Here is a 25,380-nt window from a genome sequence, read left to right as displayed (position 1 = left end):
ATGATCCTCCGTAAATACATGTTTCCCGCGCGTTTTACGAAAAAGGCGCGGGCGCGCACGCCCCGCGTCTTCGCGAACGCGATACGATAATATCTGCATACTGCGGCGCTTCGGCGCCGGCGCCGGCTTCATGCCGGACTCATACAACCTTATTATATACCCGAGGGCCGGTTTTTGTCAACGATTTTTTCCGCCAGGCGCTTTATTTCATCGGCGGCGGACTGCACCAGAGCCCCCATGCTTTTTTCGGTGACGCCCACTATCACTGTGCCGCACTGATTGAAGGGCAGCAGCACCTTTTGCGCCCGGCTCTGAGCCACCGCCAGAGCCATCCGGGGAGTGATCTCCCCCAGCATGGCGTCAGCCATGATTATGCCCGCGGGCCCCGCTATGACGTCCGCCCTGGCGCAGCAGACAGTCACCGGGTTTTCGCCGGTGGCGGCCTCGTGAGCCCCGGCTCTCAGCATGTTGGCGGTGGCAGCGGAATTGGTGCCCACGGCAGTGATCCGGGCCTCGGGCAGCGCCTCCCGGACCGCGGCTATCAGCTGTCTGCCTATGCCGCCTCCCTGAGCGTCGATGATGAGTATGTTCATATTCCGGGCCTCCCTTTTGCCGCAAGTCCCCGAAGACCCCGGCTTTACACCTCTATTATACCACATCGGGACCGTCATGCGTCACAGGACGGAGGCCCCTCATTGCGCCCCTCGGTCCCTTGCGCCTCACACCTGCATCAGGTGGTGAAAGCCTCTGCCCGCATCCTCCGCCGCCCGGTCCGCGGGAAAGCCCAGCAGGAGGATGCCCAGGTCCACTGTGTTGCGGTAGATGACCTCCATATCGTTGAGATGGGGCTGAGACATGTTCACCCCGGTGAGCCCGGGCTGAGCGCAAAGCAGGGAAATATAGTGGTCTCCCCTGCCGCAAAAATGCATGATGCCGCCCCCAAAGCGCTGCAGCAGTATCCTGTCATAGGGCACGGCAAATTCCTCGTAGAGCGCCGGAGACAGGTTCATGGCGCTGTCGCAGCGCAGGCACAGCCGGCCCCGGTGGCGCAGGCTGACCCAGTGGGCATTCATCTCCACGCCGCAGGGAAACAGCCGGAACCACTTTTCCATAAAGCGTATATAGGCGTCGGTGATGAGGCTCATGAAGGCGTGGACCAGCTCAGGCTCGTCATACATGGCGTAGAACATGTCCCCTCCCCACATGAGCTCGCAGATGTCCAGAGGCCCCTGCAGATCCGGATGATACACGGTGACCCGGCTCCCTATCCGGGGATACCGCTCCCCTATCTCCCTGAAGAGCTCCCCGCACAGGAATACCCGCTCTCCCAGACCCCGGTCCAAATCCGGCGCCCCCGCCTCCACGATCTCTCTGATACGGTCCGTATCTCCGAAGGACCGGGCAGTGGGCAGGGTGTTGTATTCTCTGGGCATCACAAAGATCTCGGCCCCGAAGAGCGAAGCCAGAATGGCGGTGCCGTAGTTGGCCCGCACAGCCAGATTCAGTCCCTCGGACCCCAGAGCCCGGGACACGGTCTGCATCTCGCCGGTGAGCATAGTCTCCGGGTCCTCCAGGGCGTCGTTGATGTTGACGGGAGCAAGAGGCGTCCCCGGCGGAGAGACCCGGTCCCTGCGGGGCCGGAAGATATCCCCCTCATATTCACCCCGCAGAAAGGCGAGCCAGTCCGCGTCCAGACGGTCCTCCGCGTCCGGATCGATCCGCCGCTCTATGTCCTCCAGCAGCGCTATGGTCTCCTGTTTCAGCTGCAGCATATACAGTCACTCCCCGATATACAGCGTTCTTTTTCTTTATTATATCACCATCCGGGCCTGCCGGGCCGTTTTTGCCCCGGATATGCTATAATGAAATTGCAGGTCCCGGGCCTTTGGCCGGACTGCGGACCGGCGGACTCTTGCGCCGGCGATCACAGAGAGGAGACAACATGCCCCCATACACCGAACGCGACCTGAAGGACGCCGCCAGATTCAGAGACGCCATACACAAGGAGGCTCTGGAAAAGGCGAGGATCAGGGACCCCGGGATAGAGGAGATCCTTGACCCCTATCCCCCGGAAGCCTTTTTTGAGGAGAAGTGGGATTATCCCGGAGCATGGTACACCTATGTGACCATCCCCCAGGGCTTCAGGAGCAGGGACGATTTCGTCGGCTATCTGGTCAGATACACCATCGAACACCACAGAAAGAACAGGCTCGGCTGGCTGCACTTCCCCCGCCGGCGCTGAAGCCGAGCACACCGTATATCACCATCACAGGAGAATATCATGAACAAATTTATAGCCTGCTGCGGCCTTGACTGCAAAAAGTGCGACGCCTATATCGCCACCAAAAACAACGACGACGAGCTGCGCCGCAAGACTGCCGAAGAATGGAGCAGGATGAACAACGTGACCATCCTGCCCGAATACATCAACTGCGAGGGCTGCCGGACAGAGGGCGTCAAGTTCCACTACTGCAGCGAGCTGTGCCCCATACGCAAATGCGCCATGGAAAAGCAGCTCCCCACCTGCGGTTCCTGCGCCGAGCTGGAGTCCTGCTCCAAGGCAGCCATGGTCATCGCCAACAACGACGAAGCCCTCCGGAACCTGAAGGGCGGATAACAAAGCCTCCGGGCCGCCCCGCCCACCCCAAGCTCACACACTCTCAAACGCATGGCAGACAAACCTATCCTCGACTTACGGGACTGCTACAGCCAAAGGACCTGCCCCGAGTGCCGGGCGCAGATCTCCCGGAATATGCGCAGCTGCCCGAATTGCGGGCTGGACCTGACGGTCACAGCCCTTTTGGAAAAGCTGGGCGAAGGAGCGTCGTATCAAGGCCGGGTGGCAGAGTGGCAGCAGATCTCTCTCGCGGAAGAGCAGCGCAGGGCTGCGGCCAACAGAGCCTGGCTCGCCGCCGGATCCGGCGCGCTGATGCTGATCGCGGTGCCCTCATTGCTGCTGGCCGTCTTCAGCCCCGACTCCGAACACATCACGGCCGACATAGGGCACATGCTCCTGTGGGAGCTGATCTCCATCCTGGCTGCAGTGATACTGATAGGCGCAATAGTCGGCTCCAAAGAAAGCTCCTGTCAGGGCTGCAGCGTACTGCTCCTGCTGGGAGGCCTGATATGCGCGTTCGCAGGCTATCTCAAGCAGACCCTGATCGTGGTAGTCTGCATCATCATCTATATCATCATCTGCTGCAGCATCTACAGAGACCAGTTTAATACCAGGCAGCCCGAGTCCGGCGAATGATAGGCTGAGAAAAGCCCTTCGCGTCCTCCCGGAGAGATGTGTGCGTTGGCAGGCACTGCGCGCCTGCCAACGCACACTGTTTTATTATGCCTTGCGGCGGCGCTTCCGCGCCGCCGCAAGGCGCCTTTTCCCGCTGCAGGATGCACCCTCGGCCTAAGCCCGGGCACTTTGTCCAATTCAATAACGACGTCACTTCGGCGGTGAGGGCTCCTCAGGCCCTCACCGGTAAGAAGTCCCCTTCGGCAGAACCGCGAGCCTCCGCTGCCGAACAAGCTGAGCGGAACAATGGGAAACTCTCCCGCACTTCTCGTCAGTGCTTGGATACGGCCCTCCCGCCGAAGGTCCCTTCCCGGAAATCGCGCAATGCTAACGCATTACACATTTGCGATTTCCGCCGGGATGACGAGAGAAAACGTCGCCGCCCGATCGAAGAACACTATTCCGGCGGTGGGCATAGTGCCGCAACGGAACCTGTCCTTCCATCGGAGGAGATCTCTTACCGCCAAGCCTAACGGCTTGTCGCCGAGATGACGTTATTTTTGACCGCCGGGCGCTGCTTTCACCACAAAAAGCGGCTCCCCTTCGGGCGTTGCCGAAGGGGAGCAGTGATCAAAATATATCTTCCGTCACTGGACTGTCACTGCGCAGGTGGCCTTAAAGCCCCCGTCCTTGGTGGTGGCGGTAATGGTGGCCTTGCCCTTCTTCACGGCGGTGATCTTGCCGGAGGAGTTCACGGTAGCCACCGTCGGATTGCTGGAGGTCCATATGACCTTGGTCACGGTGGCGTTCGCAGGCTTCACCGTGGCCGTCAGGGTCTTGGTCTTGCCCGCCTTCAAGGTCACGCTGTTAATGTTCAGGCTGATGCCTGTAACGGGTATGACCACCGTCACCTTGCACTTGGCGGTAAAGCCGCCGTCCTTGGTCTTCACCTTGATGGTGGTGGTGCCGGGAGCTATGCCCTTCACCTTGCCGTCGGAGTCCACGGTGGCTATAGACGTATCATAGCTTGACCAGGTCACCCTCTGGTCGGTGGCGTCCGTGGGGGTGATGACTGCCTTCAGGGTAAAGGTCTTGCCCTTGGCCACGGAGGCCACGGTCTTGTTGAGGATGACGCCGGTGACGGGTACGGTGGGCACCGTCACGGTCACCTTGCACTTGGCGGTAAAGCCGCCGTCCTTGGTCTTCACTCTGATGGTGGTGGTGCCGGCAGCGATACCCTTCACCTTCCCTTCGGAGGTCACGGTAGCTATGGACGTATCGTAGCTCTGCCAGGTCACGTTCTGATTGGTGGCGTTCTCCGGCGCAATGGTGGCCTTCAGGGTGAGGGTCTTCCCCTTCTCCACCTTGGCAGTGGTCTTGCTGATAGTCACACCGGTCACGGGGATCACGGCCTCCGTCACCTTTACCTTGCATTTGTCGATGAAGCCGCCGTCCTTGGTCTTCACCCGGATGGTGGTGGAGCCGGGGCCGACAGCCGTGATCTTGCCCGTGGAGCTCACCTTGGCCACAGTCTTATCGTAAGAGGACCACACCAGCTCCTGATTGGTGGCGTCGGAGGGAGCCACGGTGGCAGTGAGGCGTTTGGTCTTGCCCACCTCCAGAGTCACGGAATGGAGGTCCAGAATGACTCCTCTGACGGGCACGTTATCCGAATATTCAAAGGGCATAGGATACCCGTCCGGGCCCTCATACCACTGTCCGCCACTCAGAAACTCGAGCAGGGTGCCGTCGGTAAACAGGGCGGCGTTAAGGAAATCCCATTCGATATCGCAGACTTCTTCAGAGCCGATGACGTCCGCGTCTTCACAGACATAGTTGTTGATGCCCTCGGCTTCCAGTCCGCATCCCAGAAGAAGGCCCTCAAAGTGATATGGATGGCAGGAGTTGACACAGGAGTAGCTGTTGTTCAACGTGGCATGCGACATATACCCGACCAGGCCTCCGCAGTAGTCGCCGGCGAAAGTGTTGTGATAAGATGCGCATTCGGATATGGCGACGGCGTCCACCATGCCTCCTATCCCGCCGGAGCTGGCCCATTCGTCCAGTACTTCTCCGTCCGGACCCACGTATTCGGGCCGGGCTTGCGCAAACATGTTCCACGCGGCGCACCTTTTGATCTCTCCGTCGTTGGCCTGGCCGACTATCCCGCCGATGTATCTGGCGTTTTCTGCAGTGCAGTTTGTGGTATAACAGGCGCAAATACTGCCGTCGGAATACGCCGTTATGAAGCCGACGGCGGATCGGTCACTCTCGGGCCTGACGAACAGGTTTTTCACGTGGCAGTCATACACCTCGCCGGCGTTTAAAGCGGTAATGGCTCCGAAGCTGCTGTCGGGAACGACCCCGTATCCCCCTCCATCCACGGAACAGCCGCTTATTACGCCCATGTTATCACAGCAGATAATGGCGTAATACTCCGGACCTTCGGGCACGTTGTCCTTGGCAAGCACAAAATGCAGATCCCGGATGACACCTTTGTTACTATTGAAAAAGCCGCCGAACGTGACGTCCGACTTGACGAAGGGAGCGATGATCGTGGCTCCGTTACCTTCTACGGTGCCGTTGTTTTCATCAATGCCTTTCACCGCAACACCGTTGAGGTCAAAGGTCTTGCCGGCGGCAAACTCCACAGTGTCCCCCGCCTTGATGACATAATCACCCGTTTGAAGAGCCAAAAGGTCCGCCTCCGTGTTGATGGTGATGGTCTCCGCGAAAAGCCCGGCGGCCGATAATAATACTATCAGCAGCGCCATCGCCGCATGTTTGCACATTCTTGTCATACAGGTCTCCTTGTTTTGCGCCGTCATGAAACGGTGAGATTCAACTTCATTATACATTATTCAAGTGATAAAAACAAACTGACCGGCAACACCCAATGTTTTGTTAGCCTTGGGCGGGCGCTCCCGCGCCCGCCCAAGGCGCCTTTCCCCGCTGCAAATTGCCTCCTCGCGGGTGACCGGGGCCTGCGCGAATCGGTCTTTCCGGCGCAAATTCCCGAGGACTCCGGGGGCCTCCCTGGAAATGGCCAAACGCAGTCGCGTTTGATATTCTTACCCATTTTCGTCTGGATGACACAAGAGTTATCACCCAACGAAATCAGCGATTTCGCTGGGAGATAACCATACCGCCCAATCGAAGCAAACGTGCCCGGGTCACGGACCAAGCCGGGGTGGGAGGGGCGGAGCCCCTGCTCAAGCCGAAGGGCAAGCGTCGCCGTCAGGCGCAAGGCGGAAAAGGCAGAAATGCAGCTTCTTTTCTGCCCCGCCGCAGAGCGCAGACCTGAGGCGCAGACGGGTCCAGGGCAGCAAGCCCTGGTCGTGAGGGGGGTCCGGGGCGCTTCGAAAAGCCCCGGGCGGGTGTGGGTACGCCGTACCCACGAAAAAAAAGGGGGGTATGCGAAGGGGGGAAGCCCCCCTTGCCTGAAAGAGCCGTGGAACAGCACGAGGGAAAGAAAGCAGTCCCGGTGTCGGACGATCTCTGGGTATTGCGCCTGTATCGAGGCTCGGCGCCCGGTCCTCCGCCCTAACAAAAAACCTTGAGCAGGAAAAGTATTCACACACCCTGTTTTTTTCTGCTACAATAGAAGTAGAGAAATCATTTTTACGGAGTTCACTATGAGCAAACAGCGATGTTATAAGCCCGACGGCATAAGCGTGTGGGACACCTGGTGCGTGGAGCGCGACGGAGTGGCGCACATGTATTATCTGCAGTCTCACGAGCCCGGCTCTCCCCGCCCCGTCACAGACGGCGACTGGCAGGGCCACGCGGTGAGCCGCGACCTGATCCACTGGGAGGAATGCCCCTACGCCCACGGACCTTCGGACAGACCCGACGACAACATACAGCCCTGGACCGGCTGCTGCATATATGACAAGGACCGGTTCAACCTGTTTTACACCATGCGGGGCAAGGACGAACCCATCCAAAGGATAGGCCTGGCCACCAGCCCCGACGGCTACACATTTACCAAATACGAGGGCAACCCCATCATTTTCCCGGACGACAGATACATCAACACCCGGGAGGCCTGCGGCTGCGTGGACTGCCGGGATATGGTGGTGGTGCCCTATGAGGACTATTATATAGGCTATTTCGTCACCCGCATCAAGGGCTCCACCCCCTCCTCCACCGCCTGTATAGCCTGTGCGGTGAGCCGGGATATGGTGACCTGGGAGCAGAAGGACCCGGTGTTCGTGCCCGGGAACATGGCCTGCGTGGAGGCCCACGACGTGTTTTTCCTGGACGGCCGCTGGTATCTCACCTGTCTGGTGGGACACGGCTATGGCAACAGAGGCTTTTACAGCGACCCCAATATCTCCAACGGCACCATCTACGCGGTCTGCGACAACCCCTTCGGGCCCTACAGGCAATTGGAAGATGACAATGTGCTCATAGGCGGAGGCTGCGGCTACTCCTGCAAGAGCCTCATGTTCAGGGGCAAGCGCTACCTGATATTCACCCAGCGCTTCACGGGACGGCTGGACGACACCGCCTCCCGGCCCTACGAGCTGAAGACAGACGCTGCCGGGCATCTCTATCCCGCCTACCCTTACGACATACCCGAGGCCCGGCTGGGAGACCCGGCGGACCTGCGGGACCTGGACGCAAAGTGCATCTGCGCCCACCCTGCGTGGGTCTTCAACGAGGGCGTCTGGACCCGGGAGGGCAATATATACAAGGGCTCGGCCGAGACCGGCTGGCAGGCAGCGGAGATCATAGCCGGCTGCGACGACTACTCGGAGATAGAGGCAGAGGTGACTCTGCTCTCCGGCTCCGCCGCGGGCATAACCCTCAGGCCTTTCGGACACCCCTTTGCCATGGAGGACACGGGCATCATACTGGACCACGACGTTCAGAAGGTGTTCTGCGACAAGCTGGTGAATCTGAACCACAACGTGAACTGCCGCAGCTTCCCGGTGGAATACGGCAGGACCTACGCTCTGCACATAGTCAGATGCTATGACAGACTGGACGCGTTCATAGACGGCAAGCTGTATCTGCAGCTCAGCGTGCCCTTTGAAAACCGGGACCCCAGAGGCTGGGGCGTCTTTGTGGACAGAGGAGCAGCGGAGATCAGGATCACCGGACTGTGGAAGTAAAGAGAAAAAACGGCGGCAGGCGCTCACGCGCCTGCCGCTTTTTTATCTGCTGCGCCGGTTGGCTGCGCAGGTCATTCTTCCTCTGACAAAGCGTCCCCGGCTTGGTCCTCTCCCGAGGCGTCCTCGTAGCCTTCTTCTTCCGGCAAGCCCTCTTCGTCAGGGTCGCCGGAGCTGCCGGCGCCGGGGTCCTTGTAGAGAGAGCCCGCTTCCTCTATGGCTCTCTGCAGCTCTTCTTCGCCGGGTATCCTCTCTATGGAGATCACCGTTGCGGGCTCTTCGCCCTCGGTCTTCTTGGTGGACTGTCTGATCACCTTCACTCCCTGAGTGGCCCTGCCGGTCTCTCTCACGTCAGACAGCTCAAATCTGATGACCCGCCTGTCGCTGGCCACCACTATCAGGCTGTCGGCGTCGTTCACGGCCACGGCGCTGATGACCCGGCCGGTCTTTTCGGTCTCCTTCAGGGTCTTGATACCCTTGCCGCCTCTGTATTGTATCCTGTATTCGTCCAGGCCGGTCTTCTTGCCCAGGCCGTTTTCGGTGACGCAGAACAGCTTGCCGTTTTCTCTGGACAGAGTCATGCCCACCACCTTGTCATCCTCGGCCAGCCTGATGCCTCTCACGCCGCCGGAGGTCCTGCCTGAGGCTCTGATGTCCGTCTCCGCAAAGCGTATGGACATGCCTCTCTCGGTCACCAGTATGATATCCTGATCGCCGTTGGACACCTGCACCCAGTGGAGAGTGTCGCCCTCCTCCACCTCAAATACCTTCAGGCCGTTGGCCCTGATATGGCGGAAGTTGTCCATGCTGGTGCGCTTCACCTCGCCCTTTTCGGTGGCCATCACCATAAAGCCGGGCTGGTCCTCGCTGTCCAGCACCAGATTGGCCACCACGGTCTCGCCCTGCTCTATGTTGATCAGGTTGATGATGGCCGACCCCTGGGCGTAGCGGGAGCCCTCCGGGATGTCAAAGCCCTTCAGCTTGTACACCTTGCCCTTGTCCGTAAAGAACAGCAGCACGCTGCGGGTATTGGCCAGGAATATGTTGGTGAGATAGTCTCCCTCCTTGGTGACAAAGCCCTTGATGCCTGCGCCGCCCCTGGTCTGAGCGTGAAACTCCGCCGGATCCATACGTTTTACGTAGCCGGCCTTGGTGATGGTGAATATGTTGTGCTCGTTGGGTATCAGGTCGGCCTCGGCCTCCGTCACCTCGCCGATGATGCGGGTGCGTCTCTCGTCTCCGTCCTTGGCCTTCACCTGCCTCAGTTCGTCCTTGATGAGGCCAAATATCTTGCTGTCCTCGCTCAGCAGGTCTTCCATGGCAGCGATGTTCTTCAGCAGGCGGATATTTTCCTCTTCCAGCTTGCCTCTTTCCAGACCGGCCAGCTGTCTCAGCTGCATGTCCAGAATGGCGGTAGCCTGCTGCCAGGTGAGCCCGTAGCGGGTCATCAGCTCGTCTCTGGCCGCTGCGGCGCTGGAGGCGTTGCGGATGATGGACACCACGTCGTCGATGTTGTCTATGGCGACGAGCAGACCCTCCACTATATGGGCGCGCCTCAAAGCCAGCCTCAGCTCGTATTTGGTGCGGCGCACCACCACGTCGTAACGGTGCTCCAGATAGTAGCTCATGATCTGCTTCAGATTGAGTATGTTGGGCGCGCCGTTCACCAGGGCCAGCATATTCACTCCGAAGGTCTTCCTCAGCTCAGTGTGCTTGAAGAGATAGTTCAGTATGTGTCTGGGATGGGCGTCCTTTTTCAGCTCTATCTGTATGCGCATACCGTTGCGGCCGGAGTAGTCGGGTATGTCCGATATGCCCTCCAGACGCTTGTCCTTCACCAGACGGGCTATCTTTTCTATGAGGGCGGTCTTGTTCACCTGATAGGGCAGCTCGGTGACTATGATGGCCTGCCGGCCGTTGGGCAGCTCCTCTATGTCCGCCTTGGCCTCCATGACCACGGTGCCGCGGCCTGTCTCGTAGGCCTGCCGGATGCCCCGGGAGCCTCTGATGAGACCGTAGGTGGGGAAGTCCGGGCCCTTGATGAACTGCATGATGTCCTTTACCTCGCAGCCGGGATTGTCTATGAGGTATATGAGACCGTCGCACAGCTCCCCTAAGTTGTGGGGCGGTATGTTGGTGGCCATACCCACGGCAATGCCGGAGGAACCGTTGGCCAGCAGGTTGGGCAGCTTGGCGGGGAGTATGAGAGGCTCCTTGCGGGACTGGTCATAGTTGGCGTCCCATTCCACCGTGTCCTTGTCCAGGTCCTGCAGCATCTCCACTGCGTATTTGGACATACGCATTTCCGTATAACGCATAGCTGCGGGTGGGTCGCCGTCTATGGAGCCCATGTTTCCCTGAGCGTCTATCAGCGGATAGCGGGCGTTGAACACCTGGGCCATGCGCACCATGGTAGGATAGATGATGGCCTCGCCGTGGGGATGGTAGTTACCCGAGGTGTCGCCGGCTATCTTGGCCGACTTTCTGTGAGGGCTGGAGGGAACGAGGTTCAGGTCGTTCATAGCGGCGAGTATTCTTCTCTGCACCGGCTTCAGGCCGTCCCGGACGTCGGGAAGGGCTCTGGATATGATGACGCTCATGGCGTAATCCATGTAGGAGGTCTTCAGCTCGTCTACTATGTTGACGCCGAAAAATTCCTTGGCTATGTCGCTCAATGTGGATACCCCTTATAATTAAAATATTAGTATTCTGATTATATTATACCAATACCATTATACCACAAAAAGCCCTCCCGGTCAAAGAGGCTCTGCAAAAAACGCCCGCAAACGGCCTTATTTTCGCCCATACGGCGTTTTTGACAGGGGGTCCCTGTGGGGGTCGGGGGCGCGGAACGCGGCAAAAAAGCGGCAGCCCGCTCATGGGGCTGCCGCCTGTCTGTCAGGTGTGTCCTGCAGGCTCTCGCTATGCGATGTGGATCTGGCTTACCGAGATCACGCTGTCCAGAGCGGTCAGGGCGTCTATGGCCGCCTGATCCGCCTCGCTGTCGATGGTCAGCAGCATGCAGGCTTCGCAGCCCTTGCTGTTGCGGCCCACGTGCATGCCGGCTATATTGATGTCGGCGTTGCCCAGCACGGAGCCTATATTGCCGATGACGCCGGGCTTGTCGCTGTGCATGATCACCAGGTTGATGCCCTCGCAGGAGGCGTCCAGCTTGTAGCCGTTCAGGCCGGTGATGCGGCCCAGAGAGCCGTCAAACACGGTGCCGCTGATCACGACCCCGCCGGCCTTGACGGTGATGAGAGACGAATAGTCGCCGCTGTTCTCGTTCTTGGTCTCGATGATCTTCAGGCCTCTTTCTTTGGCCACGTCGTTGGCGTTGATCATGTTCACGCTGTTGCCCAGAGCAGAGGACAGCAGTCCCACTATGGCGCTGCGCTTGATGTACTCGGTGTTGGAGGCCGCCGCTATCTTGCCGGCGTAAACTATCTCCAGAGTGTCCGCCGCCTGAGAGGCCAGACCGCCGGCAAAGGCCGCCAGCTTGCCCGCCAGGTCCATATAGGGAGCGATGCTTTCCATCACGTCTGCGGGGATGGAGGGCATATTCACGGCGCTGCGGGCAGTGCCTCCACCGAACACGCAGGCTATCTGCTCGGCCACGTCCACGGCTACGCCCACCTGAGCCTCTTCGGTGGAGGCGCCCAGGTGAGGAGTGGTGATCACGTTGTCCATCTCAAAGAGCTCGCAGGAAAAATCGGGGGGCTCGCTGACGTATACGTCCAGAGCCGCTCCGGACACCTTGCCGCTCTTGAGGGCAGCGATCAGATCGTTGTCGTCTATGATGCCGCCGCGGGCGCAGTTGACTATCTTGACTCCGTCCTTCATCACGGCAAACTTGTCCTTGTTGATGAGGCCGAGAGTGTCCTTGTTCTTGGGCAGGTGCAGGCTGATAAAGTCCGCCTGAGCCAGGCACTCGTCCAGCTCCATGAGCTCTACGCCCATATTCTGAGCCACTTCGGCAGGCAGGAAGGGATCGTAGGCTATCACCTTCATGTGAAAGGCCTGGCAGCGCTTGGCCACGGTCTGCCCTATCTTGCCCAGACCCAGTATGGCTATGGTCTTGCCGTAGAGCTCGATGCCCTTGTAGAGAGAGCGCTTCCACTCCTTGTTTTTCATGGATATGACAGCCTGAGGAATGTTGCGGCACAGAGCCATCAGCATGGCCACAGACAGCTCGGCGGCTGCCAGAGTGTTGCCTCCGGGGGAATTGCACACGATGATGCCCTTTGAGCTGGCAACGGGAACGTCCACGTTGTCAACTCCCACGCCGGCGCGGCCTATGATCTTCAGTCTGGAGGCGTGCTCCAATACCTTTGCCGTCACCGTGGTACCGGAGCGTATGACCAGACCGTCATAGTTGCCTATGATAGCGCACAGCTCATCCTCGCTGAGCCCGGTGTTCACGTCCACATCGCTGACCTTTTCCAGTATAGCGATGCCTTCCTTTGCCAATTTGTCGCTTACAAGTACCTTTGGCATATCGCCCTCCCAAAACGTTTTCGGAACAGTGTTTTCCGTATATATTATATCTTATTTTGCCGCTTTTCTCAAGTGCCCGCCGGGCCGCCGGGGCCGGTCCGCTTTTATTATCCGGCCATATGTGGTAAAATCTAAATGTTATTAAAGCGCAAGGTGAAAAGCTGTGATAAAAAACTTCATATTTGATTTTGGCAACGTGCTCTTTGAGTTTGACCCCTCCAAGATGGTGATCCCCTACGTCACCGACCCTTCCAAAAGGGAGGAAGTGGCCGCTGCCGTAGGCTCCCGGGAATACTGGAAGGAGCTGGATATGGGCACCATGAGGGACGCCGAGGTGATAGAAGCCCTGAAAAAGAGATTTGAAGGCGAGCTGGCAGAGCAGGCGGTCCTGTCCTTTGCCAACTGGCGGGACAACGCCGCTGAGATACCCGGCACCCGGGCGCTCATAGGCAGACTGAGGGAGCGGGGCGCCCGCATATTCCTCCTGTCCAACATCAGCATAGACTTTGCCCTGCATTATCCCGAGACCCCCCGCATAGCCTCGCTGCTGGACACCTTTGACGGCCTGGTGTTTTCCGGCCCCATACATATGGTGAAGCCCAACGCGGACATATACATGCACCTGCTGAACAAATACTCCCTGCAGCCGGAGGAATGCCTGTTCACCGACGACCTGGCCATGAACACGGAGGGAGCGGAGGCCTGCGGCATCCATGGCCACGTGTTCACCGGCGCCGACGAGCTGACAAGCTATATCGACACTCTCTCATGACCTGCGGTCAGGCTCTCGGATACGCCAGGGAGAGACTCTCTCACCTGGACAGCCCCTCTCTCGAGGCTGAGTGCCTGCTGGCCCACGCCACGGGCATGAGCCGGCTGGAAATGCTGGTCCACCCCGACAAGCTGCTGTCTCCCGATGAGGAGAGCCGCTACGCCGACTGCGTGTCCCAAAGAGCCGCCGGGAGGCCTCTGGCCTACATCACCGGCTCCAAAGAGTTTTTGGACTTCTCCCTGCTGACGGCGCCGGGAGCCCTTATCCCCAGACAGGAGACAGAGCTCCTGTGCGAGAGAGCCGCCGCCCGGCTGGGCGCCGGCGCCCGGGTGTGCGATATGGGCACCGGCTCGGGAGCGGTGGCGGCGGGCATTGCGTCCCTGGTGACGGACTGCCATATCACTGCCTGCGACGTGTCGGAGGAGGCTCTCGCCCTGGCCCGGCGGAACCTGGCCCGGCTGGGGCTGACAGACAGGACGGAGACCCTGCTCACCGACTGGTTCGAAGGTCTGTCCGGGCGCCTGTTCGACGCCATAGTATCCAATCCGCCCTACATTCCCACCGCCGTCATAGACACTCTGGAGCCCTGCGTCCGGGACTTTGAGCCCCGGCTGGCTCTGGACGGAGGTCCCGACGGGCTGGCGGCCTACAGGGTCCTCTTTACCCGGGGAAAGGAGCATCTCGCTCCCGGAGGCTTCATAGCCTGCGAGATAGGCAGCGACCAGGGAGAGGCGGTGTGCGCCATAGCCCGCTCACAGGGCTTTCTGCCGGAGCTCGGCAAAGACTACGCAGGCCTTGACAGGACAGTCATAGCCGGAAAGAAGGATACATGATATACATAGACGTCACTGCAGCCACCCCTGCGGGGGTCGAGGCTGCGGCCCGGGAGACCGCCCGGGTCCTCTCCGAGGGCAGGACAGCCGTATTTCCCACAGAGACCGTGTACGGCATAGGCTGCCTGATGAGCCGCCCGGAGGCCGCGGAACGCATATACGACCTGAAGCAGAGAGACCGATCCAAGCCTCTGCCGGTGATGGTGGACTCTGTGGCCCGTATAGAGCTGGCGGCGGAGAGCCATCCCGCTCTGGCGGCCCTGGAGGGCATATATATGCCCGGCCCCCTCACGGTCATACTCCCCAAAAAGCCCTCCGTGCCGGACATAGTCTGCGCCGGAGGCGACACGGTGGCCCTGCGAATACCGGACCATCCCTTCCTGCAGACCCTGCTCGGGATATTGGGGGAGCCTATCTGCGCCACCAGCGCCAACGTGTCCGGGCGGCCGGCTCCGTCAGCCTGCGACAGGCTGGACCCGGAGATCAGGGAAGGGGCGGACATAGTCATAAATATGGGACCGTCGGAGATAGGCTCCGCATCGGTGATACTGGACCTGACGGGCGGGGAGCCCCGCATACTCAGAGAAGGGACCATCAGCCGAGAGGCTTTGATACACACTTTACAGAGGATACAGTCATGATGACCAAAGAAGAGCTGCAGCAGATGCAGCGGTATTTTACCCGTGAAAAAAAGGTGCTGACGAGAGAAGAGCTGGCCGAAAAGCTGGCCGCGAGAGGAGACAAAAAGGTGGTCTTTACCAACGGCTGCTTTGACGTGCTCCACATAGGACATCTCCGGTGCCTTCAGGCTGCCCGCAGTCTGGGCGATATGCTGGTGATAGGCCTCAACACGGACGAATCCGTCCGGGCCCTCAAGGGCCCCTCCAGGCCTCTCAACAATCAGGCCTCCCGGGCGGAGATGCTGTCCGGCTTTGACTGCGTGGACTACGTGGTGCTCTTCGGCGAAGCCACCGCTTCCGAGACCATAGAGCTGCTGAAGCCGGACGTGTATTGCAAGGGAGGCGATTACGACGCCGAAAAGATACCCGAGACCCCCATCGTCCGCAGCTACGGAGGCCGGGTGGTGATCATCCCTCTGGAGGTGACGGAGGCGGACGACTGGTCCACCACCGCCATCATCAATAAAGCCCGCAAGGGCTGCGGCTAAGGAAGGCCCTCATGAAATATCTGTTTATCTCCATTCTGCTGACTCTGGCGGCCACCGCCGCCCTGGCCAAGAGCGCCCTGGTGCTGGAAGCCTGGGGAGGCGACGCCACCTTTACCCGGGCGGCCATAGCCGCGGCGGAAATGAACGGCTACAGCACCGAATCCCGCAGCATCAGCGACCCGGGCAACTGGTCCTCCTTTGACCTGGTGATATTCTGCGACGGAGCCTGTCTGCCCCAGAGCATGCTGACTGACTTCTGGCACTATCTCAACAACGACAAGCTGGCGGTGTTTTTTCAGGCCCCTGCCTGGGAGCGTCCTCTGGTGAAGATCAACGGCAGGCTGACGGAGCGCAGCGAATACGCCCGCCGGGCCGCCATGACCACGCCCGAGCACCCCATCTACGACTTCCGCAACGGCTCCTGCAAGAGCTGGAAAAGAGAGGCTCAGGAGACCAACGCCATCATGGGCTGGCGCGAAAAGCACGACCCCTCCTGCGGCTATTATTACTACGAGTTCACCGCAGACTTTCCCGGCGGCTATGACTACGTGCATCTGGACGTGGGCGAAGGCGCCTTTAGGGAAGGCGACTCGGTCACTGTGTTTACAGCCCGGGGCGACAGCCACACCAGCTCCATAGCAGTGGGCTGGGTGGAAGAAGACGGCTCCCGCTGGAAGAAAAAGACTGTGCTGGACACCCGGCCCAATATCTTTTACATAGAGGCGGAGGACTTTGAATACGCCAGCGGCAACGACAAGCGCAGCGGCACCAAATTCGACCCCGCCGGAGCCCGCCGGTTCTTCGTGGGGCTGGACGGCTCCACCAACAACACCTACAGCAAGCACACCTTTGACATAGGGGCCGTGGGCACCTGCCCTTCCTCGGACAACACCCGGGCCATGAAGCCCATCGACAACACGGGCATGGACTACATGTCTCTGGGCCCGGACAACGCCTTTTTTGACATGCACGACGTGGCCTCCTTTGAGGCTCCGGGAGTGACGGCCAAGCCGGATATGCCCCGCAGCATGAAGTCCTCCCACATGAGACCCTCGGCGGCAGGCTACGGCAAGACGAGAGACTGGCGCTGGCTCAGCTGGTCCGTGTGCAGGACGGCAGACGGCAAATGGCGGGGCAACCCGGCCGCGGGACTGGTGAGATTTGACAACGCCCAAAAATACAGCCGCTACGCCGCCATAGCCGTCCGGGACAGGGAGTGGTACGCCAAGCCCTCCACCCACAAATACATAGCCGGGATCATAGAGAGCATGGACAGAGGCGTGTATATCCGGTCGGCGGGAGCGGACCGCTTTACCTACGCGGAGGGTCAGCCCGTCACCATAGGCGCGGACCTGAGAAACGTGTCCGGCGAAGAGCGGAGCATCGCCTGGAGGATCACAGTCACGGACAAGGACACGGGCGCCAGGCTCTTTGACAGGAGAGAGACCTGCGCCATCGGCCCCAAGGGCAGCATGGACAAGTCCTTTGCCCTGCCCATGGCAAAATGGCCGGCGGCGGGCTGCAGGGTGACCGTGAACGTAAGCATGGACGACCGGCTCATAGACACCGTGAGCCATGACTTTTGCCTGTGGAAGCCCGACGCCGCCGCGCCCTTCGTCACTGCGAAAAACGGCCGGTTTTACGCGGGGGACAAAGAGCTGAAGTTCCACGGCGTCAACTACCACCCCACCTGCACCACCTCCAGCTGGAACTGGGCCCTGTTTCTGGAATGGTTCGGCAAGGACTTTTATGATCCGGAGGTCATAGAGCGGGATCTGACCAACATGAACGATCTCGGCATCAACGCCGTCAGCGTGCAGATATTCAGCTCTTTTCCCAATCCTCCCAAATACGACAACGTGACGGACTTTCTCCGCAGGTGCGCGGAGCACGGCATTTACGTGAATCTGGCCCTGGTGTCAAACCCCACGGAGCCGGACTTCAGGGACAGATACGAATACTGGCTGCCCATCATAAAGGAGCTGAGACTGCCGGAGCACAGGAACCTCATAGCCTACGACATCCACTGGGAGCCCACCTGGCTGGACCCGGGCTACAGAAAGCAGTTTGACGGAGACTGGCAGGAGTGGCTGCGTGACCGCTACGGCTCTGTGGAAGCCGCGGAAAAGATATGGGGCTGCTCCATCACCCGGGACAGCGACGGCAATATCACCAATCCCGACGTGCCCACGGTGCACAGAGACTCCCCCAAGAGGGGCGAGGCCCTGGCCTACAGGCGCTTTTTGGAATACGAGTGCTACAAAAAATACCGGCTGGCCCGGGACCTCTACAGGGAAGCGGACCCCAACCACCTGGTGTCCTTCAGGATGCACGCAGCGGGAGACGTCTGCTCCTGGTACGGACTGCTGCCCTACAGCTTTTACTATCTGGGCAAGGCGGTGGATTTCTTTGCTCCCGAAGCCTACGCTATGGGCACCACCTGGGACGAACATATCAAGACCGGCGCCTTCACCAGAGCCATAGCCCAAATGTCCGCGCCGGAGTCTCCCATGGTGTATGCCGAGGTGGGCTACAAGACCATCGAGGGCGACAGCCCCTACGTCACGGAGCAGGGACTGGCCAAGCAGGCTCAGTACTTCGCCGACTTTTACAGGATGCTCATAGAGGGCGGAGTCAACGGAGTCTTCTGGTGGTTCTGGCCCGGGGGCTACAGAGTGCTGGAGGCGAGCGACTACGGCATCATCAATCCGGACGATTCGGACAAGCCCGTCACCAGGGTGATCAGGGAGATGGGCCCCAGGTTCCTCGCGAGCCCCTCCTTTGAGCCCGGCTGCTATCTGACGGTGGACACCTCCAAAAACGTGGACTACACCGACGCCATGATGCTCTACAATCAGGTGGAGGACAGATACCCCGCCCTGTTTGAGGCAGGCAAAAAGCCCGGACTGAGAGCCGAAGCCCGGGGGACGGACACCCGGACCTGCGACTACGTGTCCGTCACCAACGACCCCTTTGTCCCGGGAGTCCCGAATCCTCCCAAATACGTGGACGGCGCCTTTGACGGCGTGTTTCTGAGGGGCAAGAGGCTGGAAAAGGGCGCCACTGTGAAGAATGGCGACCTGCTGGAGGTCACTATCGCCAACCTGAACGAAGCCACATGGCTGGACGGAGACGGAGAAGGCTCCGTGCAGCTGACGGCCAACGGCAAGGCCTATACCCTGCCCCGGCCGGTGAAAACCGGAGAGAGGGTCACCCTCAGGGTAAAGGCAGAGAGCAAGGGCAGTCTGGAGCTGAGGCTCCTGGCCAAAGAGCGCTGCTCCTTCGGAGAAGTATTCACCCTCACGGTGGAGTGACAGCCGAAAGCAAACAAGAGAAAAAGGCGGAGCCTCGCGGCTCCGCCTGTGTGTTTTTGCGCGTCATAAACTGCCGGGCTCCATATTCAGCTTTTTCACAGCCTTTTCAAGGAGCCCGGTATCCATGCTCCTTGAGGACAGGATCACGTCCAGATACATACAGGAACGGGACGCGGCAGTATAAGTCAGTTCGTCGTCATCGAGAAAATGGCCGTCCAGGTCTATGACTATCACATGATTGGCTTCGAGGCCCTTGTATTTGCGGGCAGTGGTAAACAATATGTCCTTAGCCGAAAAACAACTCACCTTATTCTTGTCCTCGTTGTCCGGGAGAAGCTTTATTTCTCCCACTCTGATAAATCTTTCTTCGTTATATTTATACCTTAAACTCCCTATTCCCATCACGGTCAGGATCACCGTGTCCGTATCGACGCCCTCCGCCTTGTAATTGGCTATTATCTTGCCTGCCAGATCAAACCTGTCCGCCGGAGCGGAGAGCCACACTCTGGGCTTGGGCCCGCTGAGACTGGTGTTGCAGTAGGCGTCCGGAAGACCGACAGGGCCGGCGACGGACACGGCAATTTCTCGGGTATTCCGCAGATTGCGGCTCAGGGTGATCCGGGGCATTCCGGGATGCTCATCCTTCAGCCAGGCAGCGGGACTGTCCTTATGGACGCACTGCTTGAGATCACAAAACACATAAAAGGCGCCGCCGGCTGCGTCCGAGGCGTCAAAGAGAGCCTGCAGCACATCCTGTCCGAAGTCCTGGGCTTCGTCAATGATCACGTTGCACAGATCGCACCGGTCCCCGAGCGCTCTGATCTCCTTTGCGACCTCTTCCTGCGGATTAGCGCAATTTGTATAATCAACGCCGTATTTTGTAAACAGATTAACAAAGCGGACTCTTCTGTCCGGATCCCGTTCTTTGTAAAACGTCTCGGACAGATTTTGCCTGAGCAAATCGTTATAGCAAATATAGGTCACACTGCCTTCAGCGCCGCCGTATGCCAGCCGGTATGCCTTTTCCAGAGCCAGCACGGTCTTGCCCGTGCCGGCGCCGCCCTCAACTATAGCCTTCCGTTGATGCGCAAGCATACCCAGCAAGGCATTCTGACTGCGGCACAGATCCTCAGACACCGATGTCTTTCTCTTCCGTATCCAGTTTGCGCTTTGTCCTACCAAACGATGGGGGTTGAACTTCCTTTTCAGCGTTTCAAAGGATTCCTCCGACAGACAGGTCCCCCCGGGTGTCACCAATTTTCGCCACCTGTCATATAACTCAAACTGCACTTTTTGATCGCCAACTGCTTTGCGACGGATATCGTTGCTTTTGCGGGGGTTATAATCAAGCAAAGGCATATACATCCAGACAGCGCCACCTTCGTCAATGTCTGTCAGGGGCTCTGAGTCCGGCATCCACACGCAGCGGTGGATCTCCACCTTTTCGTTTTCGCCTATGATATTATGCTTTCTCAGCCCTTTCAGATACGATCCCACAGACCTTTTGCATCTGTCCAGCTGCTCCAGTGGATCTATGGTGTCTCTGTCATTTGCGCAGAAGATCTTGCCGTCTCTCGAGTGGTAGCAGCCCGACTTGGTCTCGACAAGCAGTATGCCCATATCCTTATCCAGAATGAGAAAATCCGACTCGCCCTCCTTCAGGAGAAGAGAGTGAACGATAAACCAGCCCCTGTCGGCAACGTCATTCTTGAAAGCATAGAACAGCAGTTCTTCGGCACGGCTTTTGTTAAAATCCAGATTTGAAACGAGATCGCATTCTTTCATCTTTCTGCTCCTTCAGGCTCCCACAGGGCATCAAGCTCTCTTTTATGCTGCCGGTCCGACAGCAGGAACGCTTTGTAGGCCCGTCGGAAAAGGGAAAAGAGAATATGACCGTTTTCAGGCTTTTGCAGAGTGACCGGCGAAAAGTCGGTGATCGCCACATGCTTCAGCTGCCCGCCTTTCTCCAGCCTGTCCTCTATATCCTTCCACGCAATTGCGCTTATCCCATGTTTCTTCAGTTTTTCTATCAAGGCTTCGCGGCGCGGATTCAGCACAAAGACGGTGAGCTCTCCGCCGGGCTCATTCCTGAGATCGAGGATCTTCTCGGCCAGCGCAGCGTCACCTTTTTTGAAATCGCCGTATATGATCCCTGCGCTGTTAATCAGATCATTATCCTTCAGCCAGCCGCTGCTCGTATAAGTTTGTATTCCGTATTGCTCCTCCATTGCACCACGGAAGGCACCGGGGCTGCCCCCATATTTGGCAAACAGCTCCTTTTGTTCTGCCTCCGTCAGCAGCATGATCATATGGACGAACCTCAGGCCCCGCAGCGTCGCCCGGGACAGCAGAGGGCTTTCTCCCTCAAAGTGCTCCGGTCTCACGTCAGTGAGGATCACGCATTCATACCGGTCCTTAGCGTCAGGGGAAATGACAGGGATCCGGGTCTCCTCACCGTTTTCCTGCGACCGATACATAAAGGACATACCGCCTCCTGCCGCCTGTCCGCTCATTGACATACGGACAACAGCCGCGCTGTCCCCAGTGGCATATTTATGCTTTTGGAGTATTTCGACGATCCTGTATTCCGCTGCACGCTTGTCATCGGCAGACAGGGCTCCGGTAACCGCGCGGGTAAGCAGGTGCAGCTTGGGCTTCTGTCCTTCCTCCGTGTTCCAAAGGAGCTCTCTGTCGGCTGGATAAAGGCTGTTTGCCGTCCGCAATATCGATCGGTTGCAGGCCAGCGGCTCCGCAAAGGTCAGGTGACACAGATCCTCACAGCCGTCGGCCCACCGGGCAGCCGGACTGCCGGCAGAATAAAAGACTGCAAAAATACCCCGATCCGGCTTGTCCTTCAGCTTCCGAAGGTCATCCGGGGTATAATCACCGGCGTTCCATACCAATATATCGCACTTCTCTGCAGCGTCAAGCGCCTGCTCCATAGAGCAGACCAGGGCGCTGCCCCGGTCAAAGGAAGGCTCTCCCCGGGATACGAGAAGCGGGTGCTCCATACTGCCTATGAGCGCAGCGGCAAACTCTTCCCTGCCGGAATCATCTCCGCCGCATACAGCGAAAGACTTTGTCCCGGTGAAGTTGTCCAACGACGACGCCCGAAACCTTTTCAGCTTATCAACATATTGTTCAAAAGCCTTGTTCGACTCAGCTGCCCCCTCCAGGCATATTGCAGACGCAAGGGCATTCCAGCGGGAAAGGAATAAGGGATAGCTGTTTGCTCTTTTCCGTGTATGTTCATCTATATATTTACTGATCCCTGCGTATTCGGCGCCGCACAAAAGCCTGATGCCTGCCGTGTGGTTCTCGGCGTAATCGATACTATCCGCAAAGGGGAACCATATGCACATGTGGATCCGCTCTGCAAGCAGATTTTTTTCGGCGTTGCTGCCGGAAAGTTTGCTGGCAAATGAGTCGCGGATCGTTTTCAGATGTTTTTCTGCTTTGCTTATGGCTTTGTCGGCGCCGGCAGGAGCATCCTCTCCTGCATGCCAGGCATTGGATCGGAACTCGGCGCTTTTCAGGCCCGAAGGGTAAATCAGCAGCATGCTTCCGGACAGGTGCAGCAGAACAAATACTCTTTCGCCCGTTGTTTCTTTTCCGAAATAAGACCATTTGACAGCGTCGGGGGTAATGACGGCATAATCGCCAGGAAGCCGGGACAACACGTCAAGAATAAGGCCTTCTGCAGAATTGAGGTCAGGGTGAATATATTCGAGGGGTTTGTCGCTGATTATTCTTGCCATAGGGTCTCCGTCCTGTATTTGATAGATATATTATAACACATCAAAAGCGCCCCTTTCAACAGCGGACAGCCGACAAAAGCCTCGCAAAAAACGGGGCTTCCTGCTCTCTCGCAAGAGGCCGGCAAGGGGCGCGCTCAGCCGAAAAAAACGGCGGGTATTCCCGCCGCTTATATCGCGCCTCTAATGGGTCACGTTCATATGCTTGTTCTTCTTGTCCTCGTAGAGCATCTCGTCCGCCTTGCGGAGTATCTCCGTCAGCTCTCCCGTATCGCAGCGGGTGTAGCCCATGGATATGCTCACCTTGATCTTTTGGCCTTCGTTGGATGCGGACACTGCGTCCTTGACTCTGAATCTGAAGAGCTCCGCCTCCGCGTTGTCCGCAGCCCTGAACACGAACACAAATTCGTCTCCGCCTATCCTGGCGCAAAAGGCGTCGTATTCGCCGCACACCTTGCGGAACACGTCCGCCACCCTGCAGAGGACTCCGTCCCCTTCCAGATGGCCGTAGGTGTCATTGATGGACTTGAAAAAGTCTATGTCCAGATAGGCGGCATAGAGATCCGTTTCCTTGGAAAGGTTGGCCAGCTTGGGGCTCAGGAACTCCGACAGTCCCAGTCTGTTGGGCAGCTGGGTCAGATGGTCGCTGATGATGCTGCGCTCCTGTTCCTTGGACTTGGCGGTGATCTCCTTCAGCCTCTTGGCCTGGCTCTGCCTGTGATGGCCCAGGATCAGATACACGAACATAAAGCCCACGAATACGGCCATGGAGGCGCAAAGACCCAGGCGCATGAGCATGATGTTTCTGTTCAGCCGGTGCACGTTGTACCACACGGAGCTCTCCGACTGGGTGCCCGCCATACGGGAATACTCGGTAGCCGCATTGGTGATGGTCAGCTTGGCGGCGGAATACTCCTTGTTGAAGAGCAGGTCCACTGCCATGGCCTTCTTTGCGTCAAAGCTCATGCTCATCTCGCTCATGGTCAGGGGATAATCCGCCACTTCCCTGGGAACGCCGAAGATGCCGTAGGCCTGGCAGGCCAGCTTCATGGCGTGATACTCCGTCTGCATGAGCTCCCGGGAAGCGTTGAGGCCTTCCAGAAAGATGTTGTCCAGCTTGGGATCGTTTTGCTTGCGGACTATGGCCAGAGCCTTGTCTCTGTGCTGATCCTCCTCCGCCTCCTTGAAGTATGCGTCCATATAATCTCTGTTGCCTGTGATGACGAACAGCCTCGCATGCTCTGTGAGCACGGCTGAGCCCTGCATGAGCATAGAGGCGGCGTTGGACATCTCGGACAGGTTGTACACCTGCTTTTCGGCCTTGGAGGCATAGCCGGCCACCCTGATGGTGCCGATGCCGAAAACCACCAGCAGCACCACCCAGCAGGCTGCAAGAGCTATCACGGCTCTGTTGAGATTGGACTCGGATAAGGATTTGTAATCTTTGAATAACATATTTCAGACTATTTTCAGACTATTCCGGAGCTTATCCTCCGGCAACACGGATATTCCAATATTGGCTCGCAACGCGAAAAACATTAAAATTATACCACTTTTCGGAGAAAAAATCAACCTGCGCTATGCGCCGTCCGGCTTCAGGACCAGCCTCAGGACGTTTTCCAGCACCTGCGCCATCTGCGCAAAGCCCAGATCGTTGGGGTGACAGCCGTCCACGGACCAGGCGTCCGCCGCATAGCCTCTCATAAAGCAGGAGCCGTCCACAAAATACACGTTGTTGTCGCCGCCCAGACGGGCCCTGCAGCAGGACTCCCGGATGATGGCTATCCTCTCCAGCTCTTCGGCAGTGGGTCTGAGGACCGGCCGGGACACCATGATGACGGGCAGCTCCGGATGTCTGCGGCGCACCGTTTCAAAAAAGGGATAGTGGGTGGCCCGCAGGTGCTCGGGGGTGTGGGCGTTGTGGTCATAGTCCAGCACAAAGGCGCTCATGTCCAGCCCGGCGATATACTCCGCCACGCACTGCTCTCCCCTGCCGCAGCCGGAGAAGCCCAGATTGACGTAATTCATATCCATGGACAGAGACATCATGCCCTGATAGCTGTTGCCGGGGCGGGAGGCGCACCCGCCCTGGGTGATGGAGGAGCCGTAAAACACCACCGGCTTGTCATACCGGTACCGGGGAGCCTTCTTCAGCAGGGAGCCCCGCCGGACGCCTATATACAGGGTCTTCACTCCTCCGTAGAGAGGCATGCACACGGTGACTCTTTTGGTCCCGGCGGGCAGGGGCACCTGCCAGTCGTTGCCCTCGTTGTTGTCTATGGGGGCAACAGCCACGCCGGCGTATTCCTCCTTTGTCTCTCCGGCGTATATGCCAAAGCCGGCGGAGGCAATGTGGGTGAGATTGGGATACTGATAATTGTGCCACAGGTCCGCATGGATCGCCACAAAGGGCGAATCCGTCACAAGGCGCACTCTGCCTCCGGCAGTCTGCCGGCACATGCTCACCACGTCCTCGGAGGCCTTGCGGGCCACCTCCAGCGGCATCCTGTGGTAATAATCTTCCTTGTCGTCAGGGGGCAGCACACCGCAAAGGGTCATGGGGCTCTCCGTGGCGTCATACCAATCTATGTCCTCCTTCAGGACGGAGGACTCGTATCGGACGGCCCGGCAAACAGAGGCCAGGGCCAGAGTCATAAGGGATATCAAAAAGAGATGCAGCATACAGTTCCTC

18 protein-coding genes are annotated in these 25,380 nt (G+C 58.6%); 9 read left to right on the top strand and 9 right to left on the bottom strand.

Going from position 1 to position 25,380, the window contains the following annotated elements:
* Positions 1-152 precede the first annotated feature (152 nt).
* Entirely contained in the window at positions 153-593 is a 441-nt protein-coding gene (locus IK083_10175) for a DUF3842 family protein (protein MBR4749919.1), read from the bottom strand.
* Positions 594-719: 126 nt separating this feature from the next.
* Entirely contained in the window at positions 720-1,772 is a 1,053-nt protein-coding gene (locus IK083_10170) for a hypothetical protein (protein ID MBR4749918.1), read from the bottom strand.
* Between the two features lie 170 nt (positions 1,773-1,942).
* On the opposite strand from IK083_10170, the gene IK083_10165 reads away from it, so the two are divergent.
* Genes IK083_10165 through IK083_10155 form a run of 3 tightly spaced genes read left to right on the top strand, consistent with a single transcriptional unit; the run spans position 1,943 to position 3,253 of the window.
* Positions 1,943-2,242 carry a hypothetical protein gene (locus IK083_10165; protein MBR4749917.1) on the top strand — a complete coding sequence of 100 codons (300 nt, stop codon included), beginning with the start codon at positions 1,943-1,945 and terminating at the stop codon, positions 2,240-2,242.
* 39 nt (positions 2,243-2,281) lie between these two features.
* Entirely contained in the window at positions 2,282-2,617 is a 336-nt protein-coding gene (locus IK083_10160; protein MBR4749916.1) for a DUF3795 domain-containing protein, read from the top strand.
* Positions 2,618-2,668: 51 nt separating this feature from the next.
* A complete protein-coding gene (locus tag IK083_10155) occupies positions 2,669-3,253 on the top strand; it encodes a hypothetical protein (GenBank protein ID MBR4749915.1) in 585 nt (194 codons plus the stop codon).
* 626 nt (positions 3,254-3,879) lie between these two features.
* Here the strand turns inward: IK083_10155 and IK083_10150 are convergent.
* The gene (locus IK083_10150) at positions 3,880-6,033 is read right to left on the bottom strand and encodes an Ig domain-containing protein (protein MBR4749914.1); all 2,154 of its coding nucleotides are present in this window, start codon (positions 6,031-6,033) and stop codon (positions 3,880-3,882) included.
* A gap of 834 nt (positions 6,034-6,867) precedes the next feature.
* On the opposite strand from IK083_10150, the gene IK083_10145 reads away from it, so the two are divergent.
* The gene (locus IK083_10145; GenBank protein ID MBR4749913.1) at positions 6,868-8,352 is read left to right on the top strand and encodes a hypothetical protein; all 1,485 of its coding nucleotides are present in this window, start codon (positions 6,868-6,870) and stop codon (positions 8,350-8,352) included.
* A gap of 71 nt (positions 8,353-8,423) precedes the next feature.
* On the opposite strand, the gene gyrA is transcribed toward IK083_10145, so the two are convergent.
* Complete coding sequence (gene gyrA / locus IK083_10140; protein ID MBR4749912.1) at positions 8,424-10,961, bottom strand: DNA gyrase subunit A; 2,538 nt, start codon at positions 10,959-10,961, stop codon at positions 8,424-8,426.
* A gap of 310 nt (positions 10,962-11,271) precedes the next feature.
* Positions 11,272-12,846, bottom strand: coding sequence for a phosphoglycerate dehydrogenase (locus IK083_10135; GenBank protein MBR4749911.1), 1,575 nt, complete (start codon positions 12,844-12,846; stop codon positions 11,272-11,274).
* Positions 12,847-13,009: 163 nt separating this feature from the next.
* Between IK083_10135 and IK083_10130 the strand changes: the two genes are divergently transcribed.
* The 5 genes from IK083_10130 to IK083_10110 are packed head-to-tail and all read left to right on the top strand — an operon-like array spanning position 13,010 to position 18,933.
* Positions 13,010-13,618, top strand: coding sequence for an HAD family phosphatase (locus IK083_10130; GenBank protein MBR4749910.1), 609 nt, complete (start codon positions 13,010-13,012; stop codon positions 13,616-13,618).
* Positions 13,615-14,451 (top strand): peptide chain release factor N(5)-glutamine methyltransferase, encoded by an 837-nt coding sequence (prmC, locus tag IK083_10125; protein ID MBR4749909.1) that lies wholly within the window; start codon positions 13,615-13,617, stop codon positions 14,449-14,451. The genes IK083_10130 and prmC overlap by 4 nt, the downstream gene beginning before the upstream one ends.
* Positions 14,448-15,092, top strand: a complete 645-nt coding sequence (locus IK083_10120; GenBank protein ID MBR4749908.1) for a threonylcarbamoyl-AMP synthase — start codon at positions 14,448-14,450, stop codon at positions 15,090-15,092. Before prmC ends, IK083_10120 begins: the two co-directional genes overlap by 4 nt.
* On the top strand, positions 15,092-15,619 hold the full coding sequence (gene rfaE2, locus IK083_10115; GenBank protein ID MBR4749907.1) for a D-glycero-beta-D-manno-heptose 1-phosphate adenylyltransferase: 528 nt from the start codon (positions 15,092-15,094) through the stop codon (positions 15,617-15,619). Before IK083_10120 ends, rfaE2 begins: the two co-directional genes overlap by 1 nt.
* An 11-nt stretch (positions 15,620-15,630) precedes the next feature.
* Positions 15,631-18,933 carry a beta-galactosidase gene (locus IK083_10110; protein ID MBR4749906.1) on the top strand — a complete coding sequence of 1,101 codons (3,303 nt, stop codon included), beginning with the start codon at positions 15,631-15,633 and terminating at the stop codon, positions 18,931-18,933.
* A gap of 63 nt (positions 18,934-18,996) precedes the next feature.
* Here the strand turns inward: IK083_10110 and IK083_10105 are convergent, their stop codons facing one another.
* From IK083_10105 to IK083_10090, 4 genes are all read right to left on the bottom strand, one after another.
* Complete coding sequence (locus IK083_10105) at positions 18,997-20,718, bottom strand: NERD domain-containing protein (protein MBR4749905.1); 1,722 nt, start codon at positions 20,716-20,718, stop codon at positions 18,997-18,999.
* Positions 20,715-22,691: a hypothetical protein gene (locus IK083_10100; protein ID MBR4749904.1), complete on the bottom strand. Its 1,977-nt coding sequence runs from the start codon at positions 22,689-22,691 to the stop codon at positions 20,715-20,717. Before IK083_10100 ends, IK083_10105 begins: the two co-directional genes overlap by 4 nt.
* Before the next feature lie 180 nt (positions 22,692-22,871).
* Positions 22,872-24,143: a GGDEF domain-containing protein gene (locus IK083_10095; GenBank protein MBR4749903.1), complete on the bottom strand. Its 1,272-nt coding sequence runs from the start codon at positions 24,141-24,143 to the stop codon at positions 22,872-22,874.
* A gap of 123 nt (positions 24,144-24,266) precedes the next feature.
* A complete protein-coding gene (locus IK083_10090) occupies positions 24,267-25,370 on the bottom strand; it encodes a hypothetical protein (GenBank protein ID MBR4749902.1) in 1,104 nt (367 codons plus the stop codon).
* Positions 25,371-25,380: the final 10 nt, after the last annotated feature.

Source organism: Abditibacteriota bacterium (assembly GCA_017552965.1).
In the GTDB taxonomy this organism is placed as follows: Bacteria; Armatimonadota; UBA5829; order UBA5829; family UBA5829; genus RGIG7931.
This window is presented reverse-complemented; position numbering and strand designations above follow the sequence as displayed.

Excerpts from the sequence above, each read along its gene's own strand:
- IK083_10160 (MBR4749916.1), top strand. The coding sequence starts at position 2,282 with ATGAACAAATTTATAGCCTGCTGCGGCCTTGACTGCAAAAAGTGCGAC.
- IK083_10090 (MBR4749902.1), bottom strand. The coding sequence starts at position 25,370 with ATGCTGCATCTCTTTTTGATATCCCTTATGACTCTGGCCCTGGCCTCT.
- IK083_10165 (MBR4749917.1), top strand. The coding sequence starts at position 1,943 with ATGCCCCCATACACCGAACGCGACCTGAAGGACGCCGCCAGATTCAGA.
- IK083_10095 (MBR4749903.1), bottom strand. The coding sequence starts at position 24,143 with ATGTTATTCAAAGATTACAAATCCTTATCCGAGTCCAATCTCAACAGA.
- prmC (MBR4749909.1), top strand. The coding sequence starts at position 13,615 with ATGACCTGCGGTCAGGCTCTCGGATACGCCAGGGAGAGACTCTCTCAC.
- IK083_10135 (MBR4749911.1), bottom strand. The coding sequence starts at position 12,846 with ATGCCAAAGGTACTTGTAAGCGACAAATTGGCAAAGGAAGGCATCGCT.
- gyrA (MBR4749912.1), bottom strand. The coding sequence starts at position 10,961 with ATGGATTACGCCATGAGCGTCATCATATCCAGAGCCCTTCCCGACGTC.
- rfaE2 (MBR4749907.1), top strand. The coding sequence starts at position 15,092 with ATGACCAAAGAAGAGCTGCAGCAGATGCAGCGGTATTTTACCCGTGAA.
- IK083_10110 (MBR4749906.1), top strand. The coding sequence starts at position 15,631 with ATGAAATATCTGTTTATCTCCATTCTGCTGACTCTGGCGGCCACCGCC.
- IK083_10100 (MBR4749904.1), bottom strand. The coding sequence starts at position 22,691 with ATGGCAAGAATAATCAGCGACAAACCCCTCGAATATATTCACCCTGAC.
- IK083_10145 (MBR4749913.1), top strand. The coding sequence starts at position 6,868 with ATGAGCAAACAGCGATGTTATAAGCCCGACGGCATAAGCGTGTGGGAC.
- IK083_10120 (MBR4749908.1), top strand. The coding sequence starts at position 14,448 with ATGATATACATAGACGTCACTGCAGCCACCCCTGCGGGGGTCGAGGCT.
- IK083_10175 (MBR4749919.1), bottom strand. The coding sequence starts at position 593 with ATGAACATACTCATCATCGACGCTCAGGGAGGCGGCATAGGCAGACAG.
- IK083_10170 (MBR4749918.1), bottom strand. The coding sequence starts at position 1,772 with ATGCTGCAGCTGAAACAGGAGACCATAGCGCTGCTGGAGGACATAGAG.
- IK083_10155 (MBR4749915.1), top strand. The coding sequence starts at position 2,669 with ATGGCAGACAAACCTATCCTCGACTTACGGGACTGCTACAGCCAAAGG.
- IK083_10105 (MBR4749905.1), bottom strand. The coding sequence starts at position 20,718 with ATGAAAGAATGCGATCTCGTTTCAAATCTGGATTTTAACAAAAGCCGT.
- IK083_10150 (MBR4749914.1), bottom strand. The coding sequence starts at position 6,033 with ATGACAAGAATGTGCAAACATGCGGCGATGGCGCTGCTGATAGTATTA.